The 23,614-nt window shown below is 68.3% G+C and carries 22 protein-coding genes; 15 read left to right on the forward strand and 7 right to left on the reverse strand.

The annotated features are described in order from the left end of the window. Positions 1-2 precede the first annotated feature (2 nt). A complete protein-coding gene (locus tag BLT45_RS06170) occupies positions 3-1,061 on the forward strand; it encodes a sulfate/molybdate ABC transporter ATP-binding protein (protein ID WP_093296472.1) in 1,059 nt (352 codons plus the stop codon). Between the two features lie 191 nt (positions 1,062-1,252). After that, positions 1,253-1,960, forward strand: coding sequence for a TorF family putative porin (locus tag BLT45_RS06175; protein WP_093296475.1), 708 nt, complete (start codon positions 1,253-1,255; stop codon positions 1,958-1,960). Positions 1,961-2,029: 69 nt separating this feature from the next. On the opposite strand, the gene tdh is transcribed toward BLT45_RS06175, so the two are convergent. Further along, a complete protein-coding gene (gene tdh, locus BLT45_RS06180; protein ID WP_175455739.1) occupies positions 2,030-3,064 on the reverse strand; it encodes an L-threonine 3-dehydrogenase in 1,035 nt (344 codons plus the stop codon). Positions 3,065-3,248: 184 nt separating this feature from the next. Here tdh and BLT45_RS06185 point away from each other — a divergent pair, with 184 nt between their 5' ends. The 7 genes from BLT45_RS06185 (at position 3,249) to BLT45_RS06215 (ending at position 11,464) form a co-directional block, all read left to right on the forward strand. Then, on the forward strand, positions 3,249-5,417 hold the full coding sequence (locus BLT45_RS06185; RefSeq protein WP_093296478.1) for a S46 family peptidase: 2,169 nt from the start codon (positions 3,249-3,251) through the stop codon (positions 5,415-5,417). Between the two features lie 109 nt (positions 5,418-5,526). Then, entirely contained in the window at positions 5,527-6,171 is a 645-nt protein-coding gene (locus tag BLT45_RS06190) for a histidine phosphatase family protein (RefSeq protein ID WP_093296480.1), read from the forward strand. 17 nt (positions 6,172-6,188) lie between these two features. Further along, positions 6,189-7,460, forward strand: a complete 1,272-nt coding sequence (gene folC / locus BLT45_RS06195) for a bifunctional tetrahydrofolate synthase/dihydrofolate synthase (protein WP_093296483.1) — start codon at positions 6,189-6,191, stop codon at positions 7,458-7,460. 67 nt (positions 7,461-7,527) lie between these two features. After that, positions 7,528-8,529 carry an SPOR domain-containing protein gene (locus tag BLT45_RS06200; RefSeq protein ID WP_093296485.1) on the forward strand — a complete coding sequence of 334 codons (1,002 nt, stop codon included), beginning with the start codon at positions 7,528-7,530 and terminating at the stop codon, positions 8,527-8,529. A 37-nt stretch (positions 8,530-8,566) separates the two neighbouring features. Further along, on the forward strand, positions 8,567-9,175 hold the full coding sequence (locus BLT45_RS06205) for a CvpA family protein (protein ID WP_093296488.1): 609 nt from the start codon (positions 8,567-8,569) through the stop codon (positions 9,173-9,175). A gap of 6 nt (positions 9,176-9,181) precedes the next feature. Continuing rightward, on the forward strand, positions 9,182-10,651 hold the full coding sequence (gene purF, locus BLT45_RS06210; protein ID WP_093296490.1) for an amidophosphoribosyltransferase: 1,470 nt from the start codon (positions 9,182-9,184) through the stop codon (positions 10,649-10,651). Positions 10,652-10,666: 15 nt separating this feature from the next. Continuing rightward, on the forward strand, positions 10,667-11,464 hold the full coding sequence (locus tag BLT45_RS06215; protein ID WP_093296493.1) for a ferritin-like domain-containing protein: 798 nt from the start codon (positions 10,667-10,669) through the stop codon (positions 11,462-11,464). On the opposite strand, the gene lpxH is transcribed toward BLT45_RS06215, so the two are convergent. Continuing rightward, positions 11,461-12,207, reverse strand: a complete 747-nt coding sequence (gene lpxH / locus BLT45_RS06220; RefSeq protein ID WP_093296495.1) for a UDP-2,3-diacylglucosamine diphosphatase — start codon at positions 12,205-12,207, stop codon at positions 11,461-11,463. The genes BLT45_RS06215 and lpxH overlap by 4 nt on opposite strands. Before the next feature lie 90 nt (positions 12,208-12,297). Here lpxH and gltX point away from each other — a divergent pair, with 90 nt between their 5' ends. Together gltX and BLT45_RS06230 are read left to right on the forward strand one after the other, a co-directional pair. Further along, entirely contained in the window at positions 12,298-13,704 is a 1,407-nt protein-coding gene (gltX, locus tag BLT45_RS06225; protein ID WP_093296498.1) for a glutamate--tRNA ligase, read from the forward strand. A gap of 13 nt (positions 13,705-13,717) precedes the next feature. Continuing rightward, the gene (locus BLT45_RS06230) at positions 13,718-14,206 is read left to right on the forward strand and encodes a transcriptional repressor (protein WP_093296501.1); all 489 of its coding nucleotides are present in this window, start codon (positions 13,718-13,720) and stop codon (positions 14,204-14,206) included. 28 nt (positions 14,207-14,234) lie between these two features. Here BLT45_RS06230 and BLT45_RS06235 read toward each other — a convergent pair whose 3' ends face one another. The 3 genes from BLT45_RS06235 to BLT45_RS06245 all read right to left on the reverse strand — a co-directional run bounded on the left by BLT45_RS06235 (position 14,235) and on the right by BLT45_RS06245 (position 18,217). After that, positions 14,235-15,470, reverse strand: coding sequence for an MFS transporter (locus BLT45_RS06235; protein WP_093296504.1), 1,236 nt, complete (start codon positions 15,468-15,470; stop codon positions 14,235-14,237). Next, on the reverse strand, positions 15,467-15,913 hold the full coding sequence (locus BLT45_RS06240) for a MarR family winged helix-turn-helix transcriptional regulator (RefSeq protein ID WP_093296507.1): 447 nt from the start codon (positions 15,911-15,913) through the stop codon (positions 15,467-15,469). The genes BLT45_RS06235 and BLT45_RS06240 overlap by 4 nt, the downstream gene beginning before the upstream one ends. A gap of 111 nt (positions 15,914-16,024) precedes the next feature. Beyond that, positions 16,025-18,217, reverse strand: coding sequence for a TonB-dependent receptor (locus tag BLT45_RS06245; RefSeq protein WP_254771794.1), 2,193 nt, complete (start codon positions 18,215-18,217; stop codon positions 16,025-16,027). A gap of 72 nt (positions 18,218-18,289) precedes the next feature. Between BLT45_RS06245 and BLT45_RS06250 the strand changes: the two genes are divergently transcribed. Then, positions 18,290-18,697, forward strand: a complete 408-nt coding sequence (locus tag BLT45_RS06250) for a MerC domain-containing protein (protein WP_175455740.1) — start codon at positions 18,290-18,292, stop codon at positions 18,695-18,697. A 142-nt stretch (positions 18,698-18,839) separates the two neighbouring features. Beyond that, positions 18,840-19,013, forward strand: coding sequence for a 30S ribosomal protein THX (locus BLT45_RS06255; RefSeq protein ID WP_093296516.1), 174 nt, complete (start codon positions 18,840-18,842; stop codon positions 19,011-19,013). Positions 19,014-19,077: 64 nt separating this feature from the next. Here the strand turns inward: BLT45_RS06255 and hutI are convergent, their stop codons facing one another. Then, positions 19,078-20,304: an imidazolonepropionase gene (hutI, locus tag BLT45_RS06260; protein ID WP_093298604.1), complete on the reverse strand. Its 1,227-nt coding sequence runs from the start codon at positions 20,302-20,304 to the stop codon at positions 19,078-19,080. A gap of 4 nt (positions 20,305-20,308) precedes the next feature. Then, positions 20,309-20,503 carry a hypothetical protein gene (locus BLT45_RS06265; RefSeq protein WP_139187940.1) on the reverse strand — a complete coding sequence of 65 codons (195 nt, stop codon included), beginning with the start codon at positions 20,501-20,503 and terminating at the stop codon, positions 20,309-20,311. An 85-nt stretch (positions 20,504-20,588) separates the two neighbouring features. On the opposite strand from BLT45_RS06265, the gene BLT45_RS06270 reads away from it, so the two are divergent. Both BLT45_RS06270 and BLT45_RS06275 read left to right on the forward strand, forming a co-directional pair. Then, entirely contained in the window at positions 20,589-21,845 is a 1,257-nt protein-coding gene (locus tag BLT45_RS06270) for a formimidoylglutamate deiminase (protein WP_093296522.1), read from the forward strand. 125 nt (positions 21,846-21,970) lie between these two features. After that, complete coding sequence (locus BLT45_RS06275; RefSeq protein WP_093296525.1) at positions 21,971-23,614, forward strand: serine hydrolase; 1,644 nt, start codon at positions 21,971-21,973, stop codon at positions 23,612-23,614.

Here is a 23,614-nt window from a genome sequence, read left to right on the forward strand (position 1 = left end):
ACATGAGCATCAAGATCGAGCACCTGCAGAAGCGGTTCGGCACCTTCACCGCGCTGGACGATGTCACCCTCGACATCCGCCAAGGCGAACTGTTGGCGCTGCTGGGCCCTTCCGGTTCCGGCAAGACCACGTTGTTGCGCGTGATCGCGGGGCTGGAGCAGGCCGATGGCGGACGCGTGCTGTTCGACGGCGAGGATGCCGGCTCACTGAGCGTGCAGGCCCGTCGCGCGGGCTTCGTCTTCCAGCATTACGCGCTGTTCCGCCACCTCACCGTGGAAGAGAACATCGGCTTCGGCCTGCGCGTGCGTCGCGGCAAGCAGCGGGTGGCCGATGCGGCGATCCGCGCCCGCGTCGCCGAACTGCTGTCGCTGGTGCAACTCGATGGACTGGGCGGCCGCTATCCGTCGCAGTTGTCCGGCGGGCAGCGCCAGCGTGTCGCACTCGCCCGGGCGCTCGCCATCGAGCCGCGGGTGCTGCTGCTTGACGAGCCGTTCGGCGCGCTCGATGCGCAGGTGCGCCGCGATCTGCGCCGCTGGCTGCGCGAACTGCACGACCGCACCGGACTGACCACCATCTTCGTGACCCACGACCAGGAAGAGGCGCTGGAACTGGCGGATCGCGTCGCCATCCTCAATCGCGGCCGGATTGAGCAGCTGGGCAGTCCGGCGGATGCGTACGACGCGCCCGCATCAGCGTTCGTCTATTCCTTCGTGGGCGCCGTCAACCGCTTGCCGGCACGCTGGGAGGCGGGGGCGCTGCATGCCGCAGGCCTGCCGCTGGCGGTCCGGGATGCAGGCGGGCAGGGCGATGCGGAGGTGTTCGTGCGGCCGGAGGATCTGCGCATGGTCGATGACGGGACGGGATGGCCGGCGACGATCGTCGCGGCGCAACGCAACGGGCCCCGGCTCCGCCTGCGCGCGCGGCTGGAGGCGGGCGATGAAGTGGATATCGAACTGGCATCGGACCAGGAAGGCACGACGACCCGTCCGGGGCAGGCTATCCACTTGGCACCAAAGCGGTACGGCTGGTTTCCCCTCGGTGGTGCAACGGCACCAGTGTGATGCGGCGTAAGCTGCTGAATTAATTAGAAAAGAAACCAATTCTCCGCTCATCCGGCGGGCACTTGACGTGAGCGATTGCTGCGGCGCACTATCGGGGCGTAGTTAAAAAATAGTGAAGCCGTGATGACGGTTGTACGACGTTCCACGGCTCGCTGACCCGCCACGATCCACACCGCCACAGGAGAATCCGGATGAAGCCCGTCAAGCTCTGCACCGCCCTCGCCACCGCCCTGCTGTTGGCGCTGCCGATGTCCGCCTTCGCGCAGGAGGCCGAGGAAGAAGAATCCCCGATCAGCTGGTCACTGGCCGTGACGTCCGACTATGTGTTCCGCGGCGTGTCGCAGAACGATGAGAAGCCGGCGGGCCAGGCAGGCGTTACCTACACGGCCCCGTTCGGTCTATACGCGGGCACGTGGGCGTCGCAGGTGGACTTCAACACCAGCAAGCCCGACTTCGAAGTCGACTTCTTCGTGGGTTACAACGTCGATATCACCGATTCGGTCAACTTCGACGTGATGGTCAACCGCTACGTGTATCCCGAAGCCGCCGCGAGCAGCTACACCGAGTTGATCACCAAGACCAGCTTCCTGGAAAACTACAGCGCGACGATCGCCTATACCGATGACGTGTACGGCCTCGACGAAGAGAGCTGGTACTACGCGCTCGGCGCAAGCTACGACCTGCCGAAGGATTTCTCGATCGCTTTCAACGTGGGCCACACCACGTTCGATAGCACGTTGCCGTACGACGATTACACCGACTATGGTGTCAGCCTCAGCAAGTCGTTTGGTGCTGTCACGACGTCGCTCGGCTACGTCGGTACGGACAGTCATGGCAACGTGAACTCCGGCGAGTGGGCCGATGATCGCTTGGTGTTCACGGTCAGCGTCGGCAACTGAGCCTCGCAGGAACGACAGAAAAGGGCGCCGCGAGGCGCCCTTTTTCTTTGCCTTGTAGACGCCGAGCCGTCAGTTCCAGCTCAGCACGACCTTGCCGGCCTTGCCCTGTTCCATCAGGTCGAAGCCCTTCTGGAACTCGTCGATCGGCAACTGGTGCGTCAGCACCTTGCCCAGCGGGAAACCGCTCAGCACGAGCTGCGTCATCTTGTACCAGGTCTCGTACATCTTGCGGCCGTAGATGCCCTGCACGGTGAGGCCCTTGAAGATGATGCGGTCCCAGTCCACGCCGGCGCCCTTGGGCAGGATGCCGAGCAGCGCGATCTTGCCACCGTGGTACATGCAGTCGAGCATGTCGTTGAAGGCGCGCGGATTGCCGCTCATCTCCAGGCCCACGTCGAAGCCTTCCATGTGCAGGTCGGCCATCACGTCCTTGAGCGACTGGTTGGCCACGTTGACGACGCGGGTGGCGCCCATGTCGGCGGCCAGCTTCAGGCGGAAGTCGTTGACGTCGGTGACCACCACGTTGCGCGCGCCGATGTGCTTGCAGATGCCGGCGGCGATGATGCCGATGGGGCCCGCGCCGGTGATCAGCACGTCCTCGCCGACCACGTCGAATTCCAGCGCGCAGTGCGCCGCGTTGCCGTAGGGGTCGAAGAACGCGGCCAGCTCGCTGGGGATCTGGTCCGGGATCGGCCACAGGTTGCTGGCCGGCATCACCATGTATTCGGCGAAGGCGCCATTGCGGTTGACGCCGATGCCCACGGTGTTCGGGCACAGGTGCTGGCGGCCGCCACGGCAGTTGCGGCAGTGGCCGCAGACGATGTGGCCCTCGGCCGATACGCGCTGGCCGACCTCGTAACCGGTGACGGCGGAGCCAAGCTGGGCGATGCGGCCGACGAACTCATGACCGATGGTCAGGCCGGGCTTGATCGTGCGCTGGCTCCACTCGTCCCACAGGTAAATGTGCAGGTCGGTACCGCAGATGGCGGTCTTCTCCAGCTTGATCAGCACCTCGTTGGGGCCGGGCTGCGGGACGGGGAGTTCCTCCATCCAGATGCCCTTGCCGGCCTCGCGCTTCACCAGCGCCTTCATCGTCTGTGCCATCGGACGTCGATCCAGGTAAATGAGGGCGCGGATTATACGCCCCGGCTGCGTGCCGCCCTGTTGCAGGGCGCCTTGACAGCCCGGGGCGCCCGGGAGGCAGGGGTGCCGTAGGACGAAAGTCATGGGACGGCCGCGGTGACAGGTTCATTACAATCGGAACTTTCCTGCCAGTCCCGGGGTTTCCATGCGTCCGAACCTGCTCGCCACCGCCATCGCGGTCCCGCTGTCCCTGCTCGCCGCCCAGGTCGCCCAGGCGGGCGAGGGCATGTGGGTGCCGCAGCAACTGCCCGAAATCGCCGGGCCGCTGAAGAAGGCCGGGCTGAAACTGTCGCCCAAGCAGATCTCCGACCTGACCGGCGACCCGATGGGCGCGGTGGTGGCACTGGGCGGCTGCACCGCCAGCTTCGTGTCGCCGAACGGGCTGGTGGTCACCAACCACCACTGCGCGTACGGTGCCATCCAGCTGAACTCCACGGCCGAGAACAACCTGATCAAGAACGGCTTCAACGCTCCGGCCACGAGCGATGAGGTCAGCGCGGGACCGAACGCACGGGTGTTCGTGCTGGATGAGATCACCGACGTGACCAAGGACGCGAAGGCGGCCATCGCCGCCGCCGGGGATGACGCGCTGGCGCGCACCAAGGCGCTGGAGACCTTCGAGAAGAAGCTGATCGCCGACTGCGAGGCCGACGCCGGCTTCCGCTGCCGCCTCTACAGCTTCTCCGGCGGCAACACCTACCGCCTGTTCAAGAACCTGGAGATCAAGGACGTGCGCCTGGCGTACGCGCCTCCGGGCAGCGTGGGCAAGTACGGCGGCGACATCGACAACTGGATGTGGCCGCGCCACACCGGCGACTTCGCCTTCTACCGCGCCTACGTGGGCAAGGACGGCAAGCCGGCGGCGTTCTCCAAGGACAACGTGCCGTACCGGCCCAAGCACTGGCTGAAGTTCGCCGACAAGCCGCTGGGCGCGGGCGACTTCGTCATGGTCGCCGGCTATCCGGGCTCGACCAACCGTTATGCGCTGGCCGCCGAGTTCGACAACACGGCCGCGTGGACGTACCCGACCATCGCGCGCCACTACAAGAACCAGATCGCGATGGTGCAGGACGCCGGCAAGAAGAACGCCGACATCCAGGTGAAGTACGCCGCCACGATGGCGGGCTGGAACAACACCAGCAAGAACTACGACGGCCAGCTGGAAGGCTTCAAGCGCATCGATGCCGCCGGCCAGAAGCAGCATGAGGAAGCCGCCGTGCTCGCCTGGCTGAAGGGCCAGGGCGCCAAGGGCCAGCCGGCGCTGGAGGCGCACGCCCGGCTGCTCGCCCTGCTGGAGCAGAACAAGGCCACGCGCGAACGCGACCTCACCCTGTCGATGTTCAACAACACGGCGATGGTCGGTTCCGCCACCCAGCTGTATCGCCTGTCGCTGGAACGCGAGAAGCCCAATGCCGAGCGCGAATCCGGTTACCAGGAGCGCGACCTGCCCTCCATCGAAGGGGCGCAGAAGCAGCTCGAGCGCCGCTACGTCGCGGCGATGGACCGCCGGCTGCAGGAGTACTGGCTGGGCGAATACCTGAAGCTGCCGGCCGACCAGCGCGTCGCCGCCGTGGACGCGTGGCTCGGCGGCAACAACGCCGCGGCCGTGAAGCGCGCGCTCGACCGTCTGGCCGGCACGAAGCTGGGCACCACCGAGGAGCGCCTGAAGTGGTTCGCCGCCGATCGCAAGGCGTTCGAGGCCAGCAAGGATCCGGCCATCCAGTACGCGGTGGCGGTGATGCCGACGCTGTTGAAACTGGAACAGGAGCGCAAGACGCGTGCCGGCGAAAACCTTGCGGCGCGCCCGGTCTATCTGCAGGCGCTGGCCGACTACAAGAAGAGCCAGGGCGAGTTCGTCTATCCGGACGCCAATCTGTCGCTGCGCATCACCTTCGGCAACGTGATGGGCTACACGCCGAAGGATGGCGTGGCGTACACCCCGTTCACCACGCTGGAAGGCGTGGTGGCCAAGGAGACCGGCCAGGATCCGTTCGATTCGCCGAAGGCGCTGCTCGATGCCGTGGCCGCCAAGCGTTACGGCGGGCTGGAAGACAAGCGCCTCGGCTCGGTGCCGGTGAACTACCTGTCCGACCTGGACATCACCGGCGGCAATTCCGGCTCGCCGGTGCTGGATGCGCACGGCAAGCTGATCGGCCTGGCCTTCGACGGCAACTGGGAGTCGGTGAGCTCCAACTGGGTGTTCGATCCGAAGATGACCCGCATGATCGCCGTGGACGGCCGCTACCTGCGCTGGATCATGCAGGAGGTCTACCCTGCGCCGCAGTTGCTGAAGGAAATGGGCGTCGGCAAGTAACACCTGCAACTTAGCGGCAGGCGCGGGACGGGAGCGGGTATGATCCGCTCCCGTCTTCGCTTCCGCTTCCGGAAGCGGGACCGCTTTCCTCGAATGGACACACCGACGCATGCGCATCCTGCTTGCCCGCCACGGCGAAACGCCGTGGAACGCCGAAGGCCGTTATCAGGGCCAGATCGATATCCCGCTGTCGCCGGTCGGCGAAGGCCAGGCCACGGCATTGGGCCAGCGCCTGAAGGACGTACGCATCGATCGCGCGGTCGCCTCGCCGCTGTCGCGCGCGCAGCTCACCGCGAAGCTCGCCTTGGGCGATGCACGCGCCGAGCTGCTGCAGACCGATGCGGATCTGCAGGAAATCGCCCACGGCGAGTGGGAGGGCCTGCTGGCCAGTGAGATCCAGGACAAGGACCCGGCGCGCCTGCTGGCGTGGCGCGAGGAGCCCGACACCGTGCTGATGCCGGGCGGCGAATCGCTGCGCCAGGTGCTGGATCGTTCGTGGCGGGGCCTCGCACGCGCCGCCGAGGGGCTGGGCGACGACGACACCCTGTTGATCGTGGCGCACGACGCCGTCAACCGCGTCCTGCTGTGCCGGATCCTCGGCCTGCCGATCGCCAAGCTGTGGACCTTCCGCCAGGCGCCGACCACGCTCAATCTGCTGGAGGGTCCGAGCGTCGATCAGCTGGAAGTCGTGCGCCTCAACGACTGTGCGCACCACACGCCGTTCTTCGGCGAAGCGAAGCACCGCGCGCTCTGACGCATCCGCAGGCCTGCATGGCGCGTACCGATCTCCCGCAGTGGCTCGCCTACATCGAGCAACAACACCCCAAGTCGATCGACATGGGCCTGGAGCGCGTGCGCGAGGTCGCCACGCGGATGGCGCTCGGCAAGCCCGCCGCGCGCGTCATCACGGTGGGCGGTACCAACGGCAAGGGTTCCACCGTGGCCTTCGTCGAGGCCATCGCGCGTGCCGCGGGATGGCGCGTGGGCGCCTACACGTCGCCACACCTGCTGCGCTACAACGAGCGCGTGCGGATCGATGGCGTCGACGCCGATGACGCGTCGCTGGTCGCCGCGTTCGAGGTCGTCGACGCCGCGCGCGGTGATACGCCGCTGACCTATTTCGAATTCGGCACGCTGGCCGCGTTGTGGTTGTTCGAGCGCGCCGGCCTGGATCTGGTGGTGCTGGAAGTCGGCCTGGGCGGTCGCCTGGATGCGGTGAACCTCGTCGATCCCGACGTCGCGGTGATCACCACGGTCGATATCGACCATACCGACTGGCTCGGCGAGGATCGCGAGGCCATCGGCCGCGAGAAGGCCGGCATCGCCCGCGCCTGGAAGCCGCTGGTGCTGGGCGAAGTCGATTCGCCCGCCAGCGTGCTGCGCCATGCGTACGCCATCGGTGCGAACGCCTTGCGGCTGGGCAGCGACTTCTTCCACGAACCCGTCGACAGCCGGCAGTGGCGCTGGCGGGAAGTGGGGGCCGAGCTGGTATTGCCCGTGCCCGCGCTGACGGCGCCGGCCCAGCGGGCGAATGCCGCCAGTGCGATCGCCGCGCTTCGCGCGCTGCCGGGCGAGGCGATCCCCGACGCGGCCTTCGCGCAAGGCGTGGCGAACGCCGCGCTGCCCGGACGCCTGCAGCGCATGCCGCAGGGCGACGTGGACGTGGCGCTCGACGTCGGCCACAACCCGCAGGCGGCACGCGAACTGGCGGCGTGGTTGCAGGCGCATCCTGTCGCGGGCGAAACCCATGCCGTGTTCGCGGCGCTGGCCGACAAGGACGTGAAGTCCGTGGTGGAGGCTTTCGCGGGCGCGTCGCTGCGGTGGCACCTGGCAGGGCTCGATGCCGGGCCGCGCGCGCAGTCCGCCGACCAGCTTGCTGCGCGGCTCACCGATACCGCAGCGGCGGAGGCGACCCGACATGCGCGCGTCGCCGATGCGCTGCAGACCGTCCTGGCCGTCGCGCATCCCGGCGACCGCGTGCTGGTGTTCGGTTCCTTCCATACCGTCGCCGACGCGATGCAGGCGCTGCATTCAGGTCGATGACGGGGAGCGGCCGGAACCGCGCCGTATAATCGCCTCGGCATTCCCGCCGCTGCTGCCCTGGACCTGGATGGATACCGCCCTGAAACAGCGCCTGATCGGCGCCGTCGTGCTGGTCGCACTGGCCGTCATCTTCCTTCCCATGCTGGTCAAGGGGCCGGCGCCCGACAGCGGCGTGTCGGACGTGCCGCTGGAGGTGCCCGCCGCGCCCGATGGCGAGTACGAAACGCGCGAACTTCCGCTGGTCACCCCCGGCAACGCACCGGCCAACGGCGCCGTGGGGCTGGACGGGCAAGTGGCCGCGCCCGCCGCCGAGCCGGCGCCCGCCGAAGGCGCGCTGCAGCCTCCGGCCACCGCAGGCGGTGATTTCGCGGTCAGCTTCGGCGCCTACGCCACGCAGGCCGACGCCGACGCGGTGCTGGTCCGCGTGAAGCAGGCCAAGCTGCCGGGCTTCGTGGAGCCGGCCACCATCAATGGCAAGCAGGCCTTCCGCGTGCGTGTCGGACCGTACGCCGAACGCGCGCAGGCCGAAGCCGCACGCTTGGATGCGATCAAGGTGCGCGGTGACGTCAACGCCCAGGTGGTGACGTTGGACGCCGTGCCTGCCCCGGCGCCCGCCGCGCCCGCGCCTGCGCCTTCGGTCGCCAGCGCCGCGCCCTCGACTTCGGCCGTGACCACACAGGCCCTGCCGCCCGAGCCGGCCAAGCCGGTCGCCAAGCCCGTGCCGGCGGAGACCAAGCCGGTCGCGACCGAGACCAAGCCCGCGCCCGCACCCGTCGCCAAGCCTGCCGCACCGGCGCCCAAGCCGGCAGAACCGGCCAAGCCCGCCGCGTCCGGCGTCGGCTACGCCGTGCAGCTTGGTGCGTTCTCCAACGCCGCCGATGCGAACAAGCTGCGCGACCGCGTGCGCGCCGCCGGTTTCAGTGCCTTCGTCGAACAGGTGCGCACCGACAAGGGCGCGCTGAGCCGCGTGCGCGTGGGCCCGGTGGCCGACCGCGCCGAAGCCGACCGCCTGAAGGCGCAGGTCGCCGCGAAGGTGGGCATCGACGGCATGGTGCGCCCGCACCCCTGATGCCGACACGCCTCTTCGCGACCGCAGGGCGCGCCGCGTGAGCGTGCTCGACCTGACCTTGGTCGCCATCATCGGCGTGTCGACGCTGTTCGGCGCGATGCGCGGCTTCATCGGCGTGCTCGCCTCGGTGATCGCCTGGGTGCTGGCAGGGTGGGTCGCGTTCCATCACGGTGCCGATGTGGCGACTTGGTTGTCAGACGACGGTCCGCCAGGGTCCGCCGACCTGCTGGGGGGCTACGCACTCAGCTTCATCGGGGTGATGGTGGTGGTCGGCCTGACCAGTTGGTGCGTCAGGAAGATGGTCAAGTCGGTCGGACTGTCCGGCGTGGACCGGGTGCTGGGGCTGGTGCTGGGGCTGTTGCGGGGCGCGTTCGTGGCCTGCATCGTGCTGCTGCTGGCGGCGTTCACCGATTTGCCGCGCGAACCTGAATGGCAACGTTCATCCGTCGTGCCGGTGTTGCTGCCCGGTGCGCAGTGGCTTTCACGCTGGTTGCCGGAATGGACCGTGCAGGAACTGGACTTTGGCAACGGGGGGCCGGCGGGCGATAATGCGCGCCTGCAACCCTTGCCCCTGCCGCTGGATGACGCCAGCGTCCCGCAGGAGCGCGCCCCCCCGCCAGCTTCGCCCGAGTCGAAACCGGAGTAGGTCACCATGTGCGGCATCGTCGGAATCGTCGGCAACCAGAACGTTGCCGGCCAGCTTTATGACGGGCTGACCGTCCTCCAGCATCGCGGCCAGGATGCGGCCGGCATTGCCACCGCCGATGGCACGCGCCTGCGCGTGCACAAGGACAACGGGCTGGTGCGGGACGTCTTCAACGCCAAGGCGATGAGCGTGCTGGAAGGCCGTGTGGGCATCGCCCACTGCCGCTATCCCACCGCCGGCTCCGAAGGCATGGACGAGGCGCAGCCGTTCTACGTGAATTCGCCGTACGGCATCGCGTTGGCGCACAACGGCAACCTGATCAACACCGATGCGCTGCGCCAGGACGTGTTCGCGCAGGACCGCCGCAACATCAACACCGACTCGGACAGCGAAGTGCTGCTGAACGTGTTCGCGCACGAACTGGACCTGCAACGTACGCTGACGCCCGAAGCGGCGATCCGCGCCGTCGCCGGCGTGCATCGTCGGGTGAAAGGCGGCTATGCCGTGGTCAGCGTGGTGCTCGGCCTGGGCCTGGTGGCCTTCCGCGACCCGCACGGCATCCGACCGCTGGTGCTCGGCAAGCGCGAGCACAACGAGGGCGTCGAATACATCGTGGCGTCCGAGTCCGCAGCGCTGGACATCCTCGGTTTCGCCCGCGTGCGCGACGTGCAGCCCGGCGAGGCCATCGTCATCACCGCGCGCGGCGAACTGTTCAGCGAGATCGTCGCCGAGCCGCAGGAGCACGCGCCCTGCATCTTCGAGTACGTCTACTTCGCGCGACCGGACTCGATGATCGACAACGTGTCGGTCCACAAGGCGCGCATGCGCATGGGCGTGAAGCTGGGCGAGAAGATCCTGCGCCTGCGTCCCGACCACGACATCGACACGATCATCCCCATCCCGGATACTTCGCGCGATGCCGCGCTGGAGATCTCCAACGTGCTGGGCGTGAAGTACCGCGAAGGGTTCATCAAGAACCGCTACGTGGGTCGCACGTTCATCATGCCGGGGCAGGGCGAGCGGGTGAAGTCGGTGCGCCGCAAGCTCAACCCGATCAACCTGGAATTCCGCAACCGCGTGGTGCTGCTGGTGGACGATTCCATCGTCCGCGGCACGACGTCCAAGCAGATCGTGCAGATGGCGCGCGACGCCGGCGCGCGCAAGGTCTACCTGGCCAGCGCCGCGCCGCCGGTGCGCCACCCGAACATCTACGGCATCGACATGCCGGCAGCGGACGAACTGGTCGCGCATGGCCGTAGCGTCGAGGAAATCGAAAAGCTGCTCGGCTGCGACTGGCTGATCTACCAGGACCTGGACGATCTCGAGGCCGCCGTGCGCGAGGGCAATCCGAACCTGCCGCGTTTCGACTCCTCCTGCTTCGACGGCAACTACGTCACCGGCATCGAGACCGGTTATTTCGAGCGCATCGAGCAGATGCGTTCGGACGAGGCCAAGCGCAAGCGCCGCGTCGGCTGAGCCGACGCCCACCACATGGGCACGCTGTTCGAGGCCGCACGCGCCTGTCTGGCGGCGGCCGATGTCGATGAGAAAGTCGGACTGACCCAGCGCTACGCCGACGCCTTTCTGCGCGGTGAACTGGCGGCGCCCGACGACGCACCGGCGCCCGATCCGATCCGGATGCCAGGTCGGCCGGCCAGGCCGGTGCTGGTCCATCCGCGCGAGCTGCCACGCCGCGGCCTCGGCAGCCCGCAGGGGCGCGCGGCCTTCATCCACGCCATCGCGCACATCGAGCTCAACGCCATCGACCTGGCGTGGGATGCGGTCTACCGCTTCCGCGGCCTGCCCGCGGCCTTCTATGCCGACTGGGTGCAGGTCGCGCATGACGAATCACGCCACTTCGTGCTGTTGCGCGATCGCTTGCGCGAACTCGGCTACGCGTACGGCGACTTCGATGCCCATAACGGTCTGTGGGAGATGACCGAGAAGACCGCCCACGATGGCCTGGCGCGGATGGCGCTGGTGCCGCGCGTGCTCGAGGCGCGGGGTCTGGACGTCACGCCGGGGATGATCGTGAAGCTGCGCGAGCTCGGCGACGATGCGACGGTCGAGATCCTCGATCTGATCCTGCGCGAAGAGGTCGCGCATGTGGCCGCCGGATCGCGCTGGTACCGCTGGTACTGCGCGCAGCGTGGCATCGAACCACGTGCTCGCTTTCGCGAGCTACTGAAGGAATACGCCGGCGGTTATCTGCACGGTCCGTTCAATATCGAAGCGCGCCTGTTGGCCGGCTTCGACGAGGATGAGCTGGCGGCGTTGGAAGCGCCCTAGGCCGACAAACGTTCCAGCGTCGTCATCCCGTCCGGTTCTACGCGCAACACCGAACCCTGTTCGTACCAGTCGCCCAACACGATACGGCGGCAGGCACGATCACCGACCATGACGTCGTGGATCGCGGGGCGGTGCGTATGGCCATGGATCAGCGTGTCGATGCCGAACTGGGCCAGCGTGGCGTCCACGGTCGCGGGCGTCACGTCGGTCAACGTCTCGAACTGCGCCTTGTCGTTCTGCTTCATGCCGCCCTGGTGCGCGGCGCTGGCGGCCCGCGCCTGCGCGGCGAAGGCGAGGCGCGCGGCCAACGGCTGTGCGAGGAACTGCGCCTGCCAGGCCGGGTTGCGCGTCTGCGCTCGGAACGCCTGGTAAGCCACATCGCTGGTGCACAGCAGATCGCCGTGCATGAGGATCGCCGGCTTGCCGTACAGCATGACGACCGCCGGGTCGGGCAGGATCCGCATGCCCGCACGTCGGGCGAAGGCGTCGCCGACCAGGAAATCGCGGTTGCCGCGGATGAAGAAGACGGGCACGCCGGCATCGGCCACCTCGCGGATGCGGGCGGCGACATAGGCGCCGGTCTCCGAGGGGTCATCGTCGCCCACCCAGGCTTCGAACAGGTCGCCCAGCAGGTAAAGCGCGTCGGCGCGCCGGGCTTCGCCCTGCATGAACGCCCCGAACAGCGCGGTCACGGCGGGGCGTTCGGCGTCCAGGTGCAGGTCCGAGATGAAGAGCGTGGTCATGCGGCGATTCTAAGCCTTCCGCCTGAACGAGCAGGGGAAACGCGGCGCGCGCGGGTTAAAATCGGCGGCATTCCGTTCCCCGAGTTCCCCATGGCCTGCCGTACCCGCTTCGCCCCCAGTCCCACCGGCTACCTGCACATCGGCGGCGCCCGCACGGCGCTGTACTGCTGGCTGGAAGCGCGCCACCGCGGCGGCGAGTTCATTCTGCGCATCGAGGACACCGACCGCGAGCGCAGCACGCAGGCGGCGATCGACGCGATCCTGGAGGCGATGGACTGGCTGGGCCTGGGCTACGACGAAGGCCCGATCTACCAGACCCACCGCATCGACCGCTATCGCGAAGTGGCCGAACAGCTCGTGGCGGCCGGCAAGGCCTACTACGCCTACGAAACGCGCGAAGAGCTCGACGCGATGCGCGAGGCCGCCATGGCGAAGCAGGAGAAGCCGCGCTACAACGGCGCCGCACGCGAGCAGAACCTGCCGCACCGCGACGATCCGAACCGCGTCATCCGCTTCAAGAATCCGCTCGATGGCGTCGTCGCCTTCGACGACCTGATCAAGGGCCGGATCGAGATCGCCAACAGCGAACTCGACGACATGGTGATCTTCCGCCCGGACGGCTACCCCACGTACAACTTCGCCGTGGTGGTGGACGACTGGGACATGGGCATCACCGAGGTCATCCGCGGCGACGACCACATCAACAACACGCCGCGGCAGATCAACATCTACGAAGCGCTCGGCGCGCCGGTGCCGAAGTTCGCCCACATGCCGATGATTCTGGACGAGCAGGGCGCCAAGCTGTCCAAGCGCACCGGCGCGGCCGACGTGATGCAGTACAAGGACGCCGGCTACCTGCCGCACGCGCTGATCAACTACCTGGCGCGGCTGGGCTGGTCGCACGGCGACCAGGAGCTGTTCTCGCGCCAGGAGCTGATCGACCTGTTCGACGTGAAGGACGTGAATTCCAAGGCCGCGCGCCTGGACATGGCCAAGCTCGGTTGGGTGAACCAGCATTACCTGAAGACGGATGCGCCGGCGGACATCGCCCCGCACCTGGTCTACCAGTTGGAAAGGCTCGACGTGGACCTGGCTCGCGGCCCCGCGCCGGCCGACGTGGTGATCGCCCTGCGCGACCGCGTGCAGACGCTGAAGGACATGGCCGAGAAAGCGTTGGTCTGGTATCAGCCGTTGGAGGCCTATGACGAGGCGGCCGTGGCCAAGCACCTGGTCGCCGCCGCGCATGCACCGCTGGCCAAGGCGCGTGAGCTACTGGCGGCCGTGGGCGAGTGGACCGCCGACGCCGTGGGCGTGGCGCTGCACGACGTCGCGGGCGCGCTCGGCATCGGCATGGGCAAGGTCGCCCAGCCGCTGCGCGTGGCCATCACCGGCACCCAGGTCAGCCCGGATATTTCCCACACGGTCTACCTGGCCGGGCGGGACGAAGCCTTGAAACGCATCGACGCCGCACTTATCAAGACCGGTGTGACCGCCTGATTCCGGAGCGCCCATGCCGCACGCCCACGCCTGCACCGACCCGAAACACCACGTCCACGACGCCCGCGCGTTCGTGGCCGCGGTGGAGCGTGCGTGCCAGGAGCGCGGCCTGCGCCTAACGCCCATCCGGGCACGCGTGCTGGAACTGATCGCCGAAGCCGGTAAGCCGGTGAAGGCGTACGAACTGCTGGAGTGGGTGCGGGCGACGAAGGGTGTCGGTGCGGATGCGCCGCCGACGGTCTACCGTGCGCTGGATTTCCTGATGGCGAACGGCTTCGTGCACAAGCTCGAATCGATGAATGCGTTCGTCGCCTGCCACCACCCGAACAGCGCCCAGCATTCGGTGCCGTTCCTCATCTGCGACCGCTGCCACAGCGCGGTGGAGCTTGAGGATCGCGATGTCGTCGCCGCGCTCGACGCGCGCGCGAAGGCGCTGGGTTTCCAGCCGCAGGCGCAGACGCTGGAAGTGCACGGGCTCTGCGCCCGCTGCGCCGAGGCCTGAGACCCCGGCGGTCGTAAACGCGGCGCGCTTACGCCGCAGCGGGCACCGCCTTCGGCGACGTCTCCCGGATCGGCAGGTTGGCCGCCGCCGCAATCAGCGCCAGCACCATGTCGGCGTACCACATCCAGGTGTAGTCGCCGAAGCGCTCCAGCGCCAAGCCGCCAAGCCACGCGCCGAAGAAACCGCCGATCTGGTGCGACAACAGCGTCAGGCCGAACAGCGTGCCGAGGTAGCGGGGGCCGAACAGTTTGCCGACCAGGCCCGCGGTCGGCGGCACCGTGGCCAGCCAGGTGAAGCCCAGTGCGGCCGCAAAGATGTAGAACGTCAACGGCGTAGGCGGCGAGATCAGGTACAGCGCGATCATCACCGCACGACTGGCGTACATCACCGCCAGGATCCACTTCATCCGCACGCGCTGGCCGAGCGCGCCGGCGATCAGGCTGCCCGCCACGTTGAACAGGCCGATCAACATCAGCGCGACGGCCGACACGCTGGCTGGCAGGCCGCACAACGCCACTTCGCCCGGCAGGTGCGTCACCAGGAAGGCGATGTGCACGCCGCAGGTGAAGAAGCCGAGATGCAGCATCCAGTAGCTGCGGTCGCGCAGGGCGATCGCGATCTGCTGTTTGAGGCTGATGTCGCCGATCGCGGTGGCGGTCGCCGTGCCTGCCGTCGTTGCGGTCTTCTTGCGCAGCGGGAAGGCGAGCGGGATTGCGAGCAGCGAGGCGACGGCCAGCGTGTACATGGCGCTGGCCCAGCCGGCGAACGCGATGACGGCCTGCACCAGCGGCGCGAACACGAACTGGCCCAGCGAACCGCCTGCGTTGATGAAGCCGGCGGCGAAGGAACGCTTCTCGGGCGCCAACTGCTGCGCGGTAGCGCCGATCAGGATCGAGAAGCTGCCGGCGCCGGCGCCGGCGGCGGTCAGGACGCCCAGGGTGAACATCAGCCCCCAGGGCGAAGTCAGGTGCGGGGTGAGCGCCAGCCCCAGCGAGAGGAGTATCGCGCCGAGGATCAGTACGCCGGTCGAGCCGCGCTTGTCGGCGACCGCGCCGAACACCGGTTGCACGGCGCCCCAGGTGAACTGGCCGATGGCGAGGGCGAAACTGATCGCCGCGATGCCGATACCGGTGTCCTGGTGGATCGGGGCGACGAACAGCCCCGTCGTCTGGCGCGCGCCCATGGTGATCATCAGGGTGGCGGAGGCCGCGAGCAGCAGGCCCCAGTGCATGCGTGGCGCGGTCGAAGTCGCGGCGGTGTTCATGCGGCCTCCCCGAGGTGCTGGCGCAGCAGGCCGTCCAGGCGATCCAGTTCGCCGTGCAGGCGCAGGACAGCGGCGTCGCCCATCAGATCGTCGATGACGGCTTGCGCGCGCTGCCAGCGCGGCTTCGCGCGGGTGAGCCGGGCGCGGCCCTCGGTCGTCAGCGCCACCAGGCGTTGGCGGGCGTCTCCGCCGCGCACGGTTTCCAGCAGGCCGGCGTCCACCAGCGGGGACAGATTGCGCGTGAGGGTGGTGCGGTCCATCCCGAGTTCCTCGGCCAGTCCGCCGAGCGCGCGGGGTTCGCGTTCGGTACGGCGGAGGATCGAGTACTGGTTAAGGCTGAGGCCGACGCCGGCCAGCTCATGGTCGTACACCTGCGTCACGCGCCGACTGGCGCGCCGGAGGCGGAAACAGGTGCACACGCTGGGCGTGGGGGAGGGCGACATGGGGGCGGCTCGCGTGGCGGGGGTGAATTATGTGTATATGCACATAATTGCTGTCAAGAAGGGCGGCTGCCATCACGGCCAGCCGCCCGGGGGAGGAACATCAGGACCCGATCAGAAGTACGCGCGCAGGCCGAACGCCACGCCGCGGCCCGGCAACGGCGCGTAGTCGCGCAGCAGCGAGGTGTGCGGACGCGCTTCTTCGTCGGTCAGGTTGCTGCCATCGAGGAAGACTTCCCAACTGGAGGCAGTGCGGTCCCAGCGATAGGCCAGGTGCGCATCGACCAGCGTGTAGCCATCGCTCGGCGCCTCGTTCTGTGCCACATCGTCCTGCTTGCTGTAGCGCACCGCGCCCAGCGACGCGCGCCAGCCACCTAACGACCAGCCGAGGTCGGCGCCGACGCGCATCGGCGAAATGCGCGGCAGGTAGCCGCCCTGCGCGATGTCGACTTCGTAACCGTGCGTGTGGTCGCCATGTGGCACTTCGAATGCCACGGTGCGGGTGCCGCTGCCGTCGAGTTCCGCGCGCACGTAGTCGCCGTACACGCGCAGGTCCCAGGCGCCGGCGGCCGTATCGGCGAGCTGGATCTTCGCTTCGGCCTCGGCGCCGGTGAAGGTGGCGTCGTCCTGCGCCCAGAGGCGCACCGGATAGCCTTCCTCCTCCACGCCGGTGTCGGTGAGATAGATGAAGTCCTTGAACTTCGTCTGGTACACCGCCAGCTTCAACTCGACGCGATCGGTGTGCCAGTGCGCACCGATCTCCGCGCGCACGCCCTTCTCGGTGTCGAGCGTCGCGTCGCCGATTTCGATGGACTGCGTGGCCACGTGCGTGCCGCCGGCGAACAGTTCCTCGTTGGTCGGCGCGCGCTCGGAGCGATCCAGGCCGAAGCGCAGATCGAAGCCGTCGCTCAGGCGCCAGATCGCCGCTGCCGACAGATTGACCGCGTCGAAGTCGGTCGATGCGCGATCGTCGGGCTTCAGCTTGACCTGGTCATAGCGCCCGCCGAGTTCGAGCTTCCAAGGGCCGAAGTCCTTCTCCTGTACGACGAACAGGCCGACCGTATCGGTCACTGTCGAAGGCACGAACGCTTCTTCGCCAACCGCGCTGAAATCGGTGCTGCCGAACTGCAGGCCGAACGCGCCACGCCAGCCGTTCCACGCTTTCTGCACCGCTTCCAGGCGGGCGTCGTAGCCTTCGTTGGTGAAACGCGTGCCGATGTCGCCGCCTTCCAGCTCGACGTGTTCGTAGTCGTTCCAGGCCGCGCGCAGGTTGATGCTCTGCAGGAACGACACCGGTTCGTAGACGCCGGCTTTCATGTCGAACCGGTTCTGCGCCATGTCGATGCGGACCGGGCCTTCCTCGTGAGCGTCTTCGTCGTGGTCCGCTTCGCCGTCGTGGTCATGGTCGTGGTCTTCCTCGCCATGCACGTGTGCGCCGGCGGGGATGCCGTAGTTGCTGCGGTAGGTGCTGGCGGCCACGCCGAAGTAACCGCGGTCGCCGAGATAGGTCGCACCGACCGCACCCGCGCGCGTCTGCACCGAACTGTTCGGCAGCGTGCCGTTCGGCTGAGGTTCTTCCTCGTGCTCTTCGCCTTCCTCATGGTCGTGCAGGATGGCGACGCCGGGGATGTCGTAATCATCGGTGTCGCGGACCAGGCCATCGACGTGCAGCACCCAGTTCCCGCTGACGCCATCAAGGCGGACCATGCCGGTGCGCTCGTCGTTGACCGTGTTGCCACGCACTTCCGCGCGGCCACTCAATGGCTCGTCGGGGATCGATTCGGCCAGGCGGCCGTCGACCACGTTGACCGCACCGCCGATGGCGCCGCTACCGAACAACAGGGTGGCCGGGCCCTTCAACACTTCGACTTGGTCGGCGAGGAACGGCTCGATGCTGACCGCGTGGTCGGCGCTGACGGTGGAGGCGTCCATTGAGCCGATACCGCCGGACAGCACCTGCACGCGCGGGCCTTCCTGGCCGCGGATGATCGGGCGGCCGACGCCGGTGCCGAAATAAGTGGTCTGCACGCCCGGCAGCTTGGCGACCGTTTCGCCCAGCGTGCCGGCCTTGGCCTTGTCCAGGTCCTCGCCGTACAGCACGTCCACCGGGGTTGCCACGGATTCGGCGTTGCCTTTCAAAGGAGAGGCAGTGACCACCACCGCGTCCAGGTCCTTGGCCTGGGGCGCGCCGGCGTCATTGGCGAAGGCGGCCGGGGAGGCGAGCGCCAGGGTGAGGGCGGTGGCGAGCAGGCGGGGGACGGGGCGGGCGACGCGACGGGACGAGGGCATGGGGTGGGGATCACTCATGTGGGGTTGCTGTTGATGTTATAATATACCAATAGTGACAATATAACCCTCCCGGAAGTCATACTTGTGGCCATGAAGTCCTCCCTCCGCTCCTTCATCGACCGGTTCGCCGCCGCGGGCTCGCTGGTCTGTGCCCTGCATTGCGCGATCACGCCGCTGCTGCTGGCGGCGATTCCGTCGCTGGGGCTGTCGGTCTGGTTGGGCGATGGGTTCGAGCAGGCCTTCGTGACCTTCGTGACGATCCTGGGCCTCTTCAGTCTGGTCTGGGGCTACCGTCGTCACCGCGCATTCCGCGCGCTGGGCATGCTGCTGTTCGGCCTGGCCGCGCTGTGGGCCGGCGTGCTGTATGCGCCCCTGCACGAATCCGTCGTGCCCCACGCGATCGTGATGACCGTGGGCGGCATGCTGGTCGGCCTGGCCCACCTCCTCAACCTGCGCTTGAACCACTGGCATATCCACGACGCCAGCTGCGCCCACTAGCGCTGAGCGCGACGTCGGGCAGGGAGCCGGAGGCCCCGCTGTGGTAGGCTTTGCGGCCCTGCGCGGGTGCCGCTGAACGGTCGGCGCCCCTGCTACCGCCCTTACCCCCGGGCGGACTTTTCAATGAATCAGGAGAACTACGATGGGCAAGGGTGATCGCAAGACGGCCAAGGGCAAGCGCTATTCGTCCAGCTACGGCAACGCGCGCAAGAGCACCGTGGCCAAGGCGGGCGTTGCGGCGACCGCGACCGCGAAGAAGGCGGTGGTGAAGGCGCCGGCGAAGAAGGCCGTGACCAAGAAGGCTGTCGCCAAGTAAGCCCGCTGCTCCGGCCCGGCCGGACGCGAACACGGAACCCCGGCCCCGGCCGGGGTTTTGTTTTTCAGCGCATGTCCACCACGCGTCCGCCGACATGCGCGGCCGACACCAGGTCGCCGCCCAGCCAGTACGCCAGTTGCGCCGGCTGGTCGATCCGCCAACGGACGAAATCCGCACGCTGTCCGGCAACCAGGCGACCGCGGTCTTCAAGACCGAGGGCCCTGGCCGCGTTCACGGTGGCGCCACGCAGCGCTTCTTCCGGCGTCAGCCGGAAATGCGTGCAGGCCAGCGACATTGCCAGGCGCAACGACTGCAACGGCGATGTGCCCGGATTGCAATCGGTCGCCACCGCCATCGGCACGCCATGCGCGCGGAAGGCGTCGAGCGGGGGCAGGGTGGTTTCGCGCAGCACATGGAACGCGCCCGGCAACAGGACGGCAACGCTGCCCGCACGCGCCATCGCCGCGACGCCGGTTTCGGACGTGTATTCCACATGGTCGGCCGACAGGCCATCGAAGCCCGCCACGAGCGCGGCGCCGCCGCCATCGCTTAGCTGGTCGGCATGCAGCTTCACCGGGATGCCGAGCGCGCGCGCCGCTTCGAATACGCGTTGCGTCTGTGCCGCGGTGAACCCGATGCGCTCGCAGAACGCATCCACCGCGTCGACCAGTCCTTCCGCATGCAGGTCGGGCACCCAGCGGCAGACGGCGTCGATGTAGTCGTCGGCGCGTCCGGCGAACTCGGGCGGCAGCGCATGCGCACCGAGGAAGGTGGTGCGGACGGTGATGCCGAGCACCTCGCCCAGACGGCGGGCGACGCGCAGCATCTTCCGTTCGTTGTCGAAATCCAGGCCGTAGCCGGACTTGATCTCCAGCGTGGTCACGCCGTCGTCGCGCAAGGCGCGCGCGCGCGGCAGCGAGGCGGCCAACAAGGCGTCTTCGCTGGCGGCGCGGGTGGCGCTCACGGTGGACACGATGCCGCCGCCCGCCCGCGCGATGTCCTCGTAACTGGCGCCCTGCAGACGCTGTTCGAACTCGCCCGCGCGATCGCCGGCGAACACGACGTGGGTGTGGCAATCGACCAGGCCGGGCGTCACCCAGCCGCCTTGCGCGTCCAGGACCTCGCCGGCCAGCGCGTCGGGCGCGGCAGGCAGCGCGTCCTTACGGCCCGCGAACACGAACACGCCATTGCGCCAGCCGAGGGCGCCGTCTTCCACCACGCCATAACCGGCATCGCCGGCCAGGGTGACCAGGCGTGCGTTGACCAGCAGGCCATCCCAGCGCGTCTCCATGCTGTCAGTCGCCTCCGCCGCCATCGCAGCCGCCATCGGGGGCGCACCCCATCTCGCCATGCCCGGAATGACTGGCATCGCCGGCATGACCACTCGGGCCATGACCTGCGTGACCCTTCTTCTTCTGCGCCTGTACGGCGATGAACACCACCATCAGCGAGATGGCGACGGCGACCAGCGAGAGGACGATGGCGAGCATGAGGGTGGACAGCCCTCGCGGGCGTGTCTTGGCAGGGACGACGCGGTAGCCTAACGCACCCCTGTCGCCGCCCGTAAGCACCGCCATGTCGAATCCCGATTCCCTTGCAGGCCAGGTCGTCGCCACCGACGCAGGATGGCGCGTGCCCGGCATCGCCAACCTGCACTCGCACGCGTTCCAGCGGGCGATGGCGGGGCTGGCCGAGCACCAGACGAATCCGGAAGACAGCTTCTGGACCTGGCGGGAAATCATGTACCGCTTCGCCGCGCGGATGACGCCCGAGAGCACCTACGCGGTGGCGACGCAGCTGTATGCCGAGATGCTGGAGGCCGGGTACACCCGGGTGTGCGAATTCCACTACGTGCACCACCAGCCCGACGGCGCGCCGTACGCGGATCCCGCGGCGATGTCGAAGGCGCTGATCGTCGCCGCGCGCGACACCGGCATCCGCATGACCCTGCTGCCAGTGCTGTACATGACCGGTGGTTTCGATGGCCGCGAACTGTCGGCGCGCCAGCGCAGGTTCGGGCATGACGTGGAAGGCTTCCTCCACCTGCTCGATACCCTGCGTCCGCTGCAGGATGAAGGGCTGCGCGTGGGCTGCGCCTTCCACAGCCTGCGCGCCGTGCCCGAAGCCGCGATGCGCGAGGTGCTCGCCGCGCTGCCGACCGACGCGCCCGTGCACATCCACATCGCCGAACAGGTGGGCGAAGTGCAGGACTGCCTGGCGCTGCGCAATGCGCGTCCGGTGGAATGGCTGTTGCGCGAGTTCCCGGTCGACCGTCGCTGGACGCTGGTGCATGCCACCCACCTGACGCCGGGGGAGACGCGCGGCGTCGCCGGCAGCGGGGCCACCGTCGCGATCTGCCCCACGACGGAAGCGAACCTCGGCGATGGCCTGTTCCCGCTGCGCGATTTCCTGCAGGCCGGCGGCCGGTGGGGCATCGGGTCGGATTCGCACGTGTCGGTGTCGCCGGTGGAAGAGCTGCGTTGGCTGGAGTACGGCCAGCGGCTCGCCACGCGCCATCGCAACATCGCAGTGCTGCCGGGCTCGCCCAGCGTCGGGCGCACGCTGCTCGCCGGCGTGCTGGATAGCGAAAGCGATGCCACGGGCCTGCCGCGCGATGCGCAGGAAGGCGTCTGGCTGGACGACGACGCGCCGGCGCTGGCGGGCGCTTCGACAGAGGACCTGGTCGATCGCTGGCTGTTCGCCGGCAACCGGCCGCTGGTCAGGACGGTGCGCGTCGGCGGACGCGACGTGGTGACCGGCGGCCGGCACGTCGATCGCGACGCCATCGCGCAGCGCTACGGCGCGACGGTGCGCCAGCTGCTGGCCGACTGACGGTGGCGGGCCGGTCGTCGCCCGGATCACGGGGTTCGTCGTGCCCCCGGGCGCGCCCATCGCAGACCTGCACGCGGCTCGGCCGCGTTCGCCAGCATGGCGACCATCCCATCAGGAGAACCGCCATGGCCTACGCCCATTCGCTCGCCCTCACTCTCGCCGCCGCCGGTGTCGCCGTCTTCACCCCCGCCCATGCGATGACCGACCAGGCGCTGGCCGGTGTGGTCCAGCAGCGGCTGCAGGGCGACCGCACCGGCGCCTGCATGGCCGTGGCCGTCGTCGAGGCCGGCAGCGTCGCCCGCAGCTACCAGTGCGCGGACGCGAAGGACGCCGCGCGCATCGGCCCCGACACGGCCTTCGAGATCGGCTCGGTCAGCAAGACGATGACAGCGGCATTGCTCGCCGACCTGATCGGCCAGGGCAAGGGATCGCTCGACGATCCGCTGTCCGCGTGGCTACCCGAAGGCACGAAGCTGCCGACGTACCAGGGCAAGCCGATCCTGCTGCGCCATGTGGTCACGCATACCTCCGGCCTGCCGGCGCTGCCCTCGCGCATGGGCGCCCCCGACATGGCGGACCCGTACGCGAAGCTGGATGAGGCCGCGCTGCTCGCCTCGCTTGGCGACGTCACCCTGGCGGCGGCGCCGGGCACGAAGTTCGAGTACTCCAACTTCGCCTCGATGGTGCTTTCGTATGCGGTTGCGCGCCGCGCGGGCACGGACATGGAGACGTTGCTGAAACAGAAGCTGTTCGCGCCGCTGGGCATGCGCAACGCCTACGTCAACACCGCCCCCGCGGGCGTGCGTGCGGCCGCGGGCCATACGCCGAATGCGCGTGCGACGTCGGCCTGGCATTTCCACACCAACCTGGCCGGGGTCGGCGGGGTGCACGCCACGCTCGACGACATGGTGCGTTACTTGCAGGGCCAGTTGGGAGCCGAATCCACGCCGATCTCGGCCGCATTGCAGCAGTCGCAGCAGAAGGTGTCGGACACGCCGCCGATGGCGATGAACTGGATGCTGATGCCCGTCGCCGGACGCACGGTGCACGTGCACGAAGGCGGCACGGGCGGCTTTTCGTCGTTCGTGTCGTTCGACAGGGACAAGCAGCGCGGCGTCGTGATCCTGTCCGACACCACCTGGAACTCGATCGGCAGCCTGGGCTCGCTGGGCCTGCATCTGGTCGACGCCAGTTTCCCGCTCGGCACGCCGCGGCGCGAAGCCACGCCGGACGGCGCGTTGCTCGACGCGCTCGCCGGCGAATACGAACTCGCCGGCGGCATGAAGATGACCCTCCGCCGCAAGGGCGATGCGCTGGAGATCCAGGCGGCCGGGCAGGGCGCATACGCGATGGGCTACGACAGTGCGGGGGATTTTTATCCGCGCGAATTCGATGCGGTGCTGCGGCCGCAGCGCACCGCGGCGGGACAGTCGTTCACGTGGATGCAGATGGGTGGCGTGCTGCCTGCCAAGCGGATCGACGCTGCCGCGTCGAAACCCGTGTTGAAGATCGATGCGGCCACGCTGCGCGAGTACGAAGGTGAGTACCCGCTGGTGCCCGCGTTCGCGCTGACCGTGAAAGCGCAGGGCGAGACGCTGACCATCCAGGGCACGGGCCAGCCGGCACTGCCGGTGCAGGCCGTGGAACGCGATGTCTTCGTCATGGATGCCGTCGGCGCGGAAATCCGCTTCGAGCGCGATGCGGCCGGCAAGGTCGTCGCGCTGACGCTGAAGCAGGCCGGCCAGCAACTGCGCGGCGCCAGGAAGTAA

The organism is Pseudoxanthomonas sp. CF385, from assembly GCF_900104255.1.
GTDB lineage: Bacteria > Pseudomonadota > Gammaproteobacteria > Xanthomonadales > Xanthomonadaceae > Pseudoxanthomonas_A.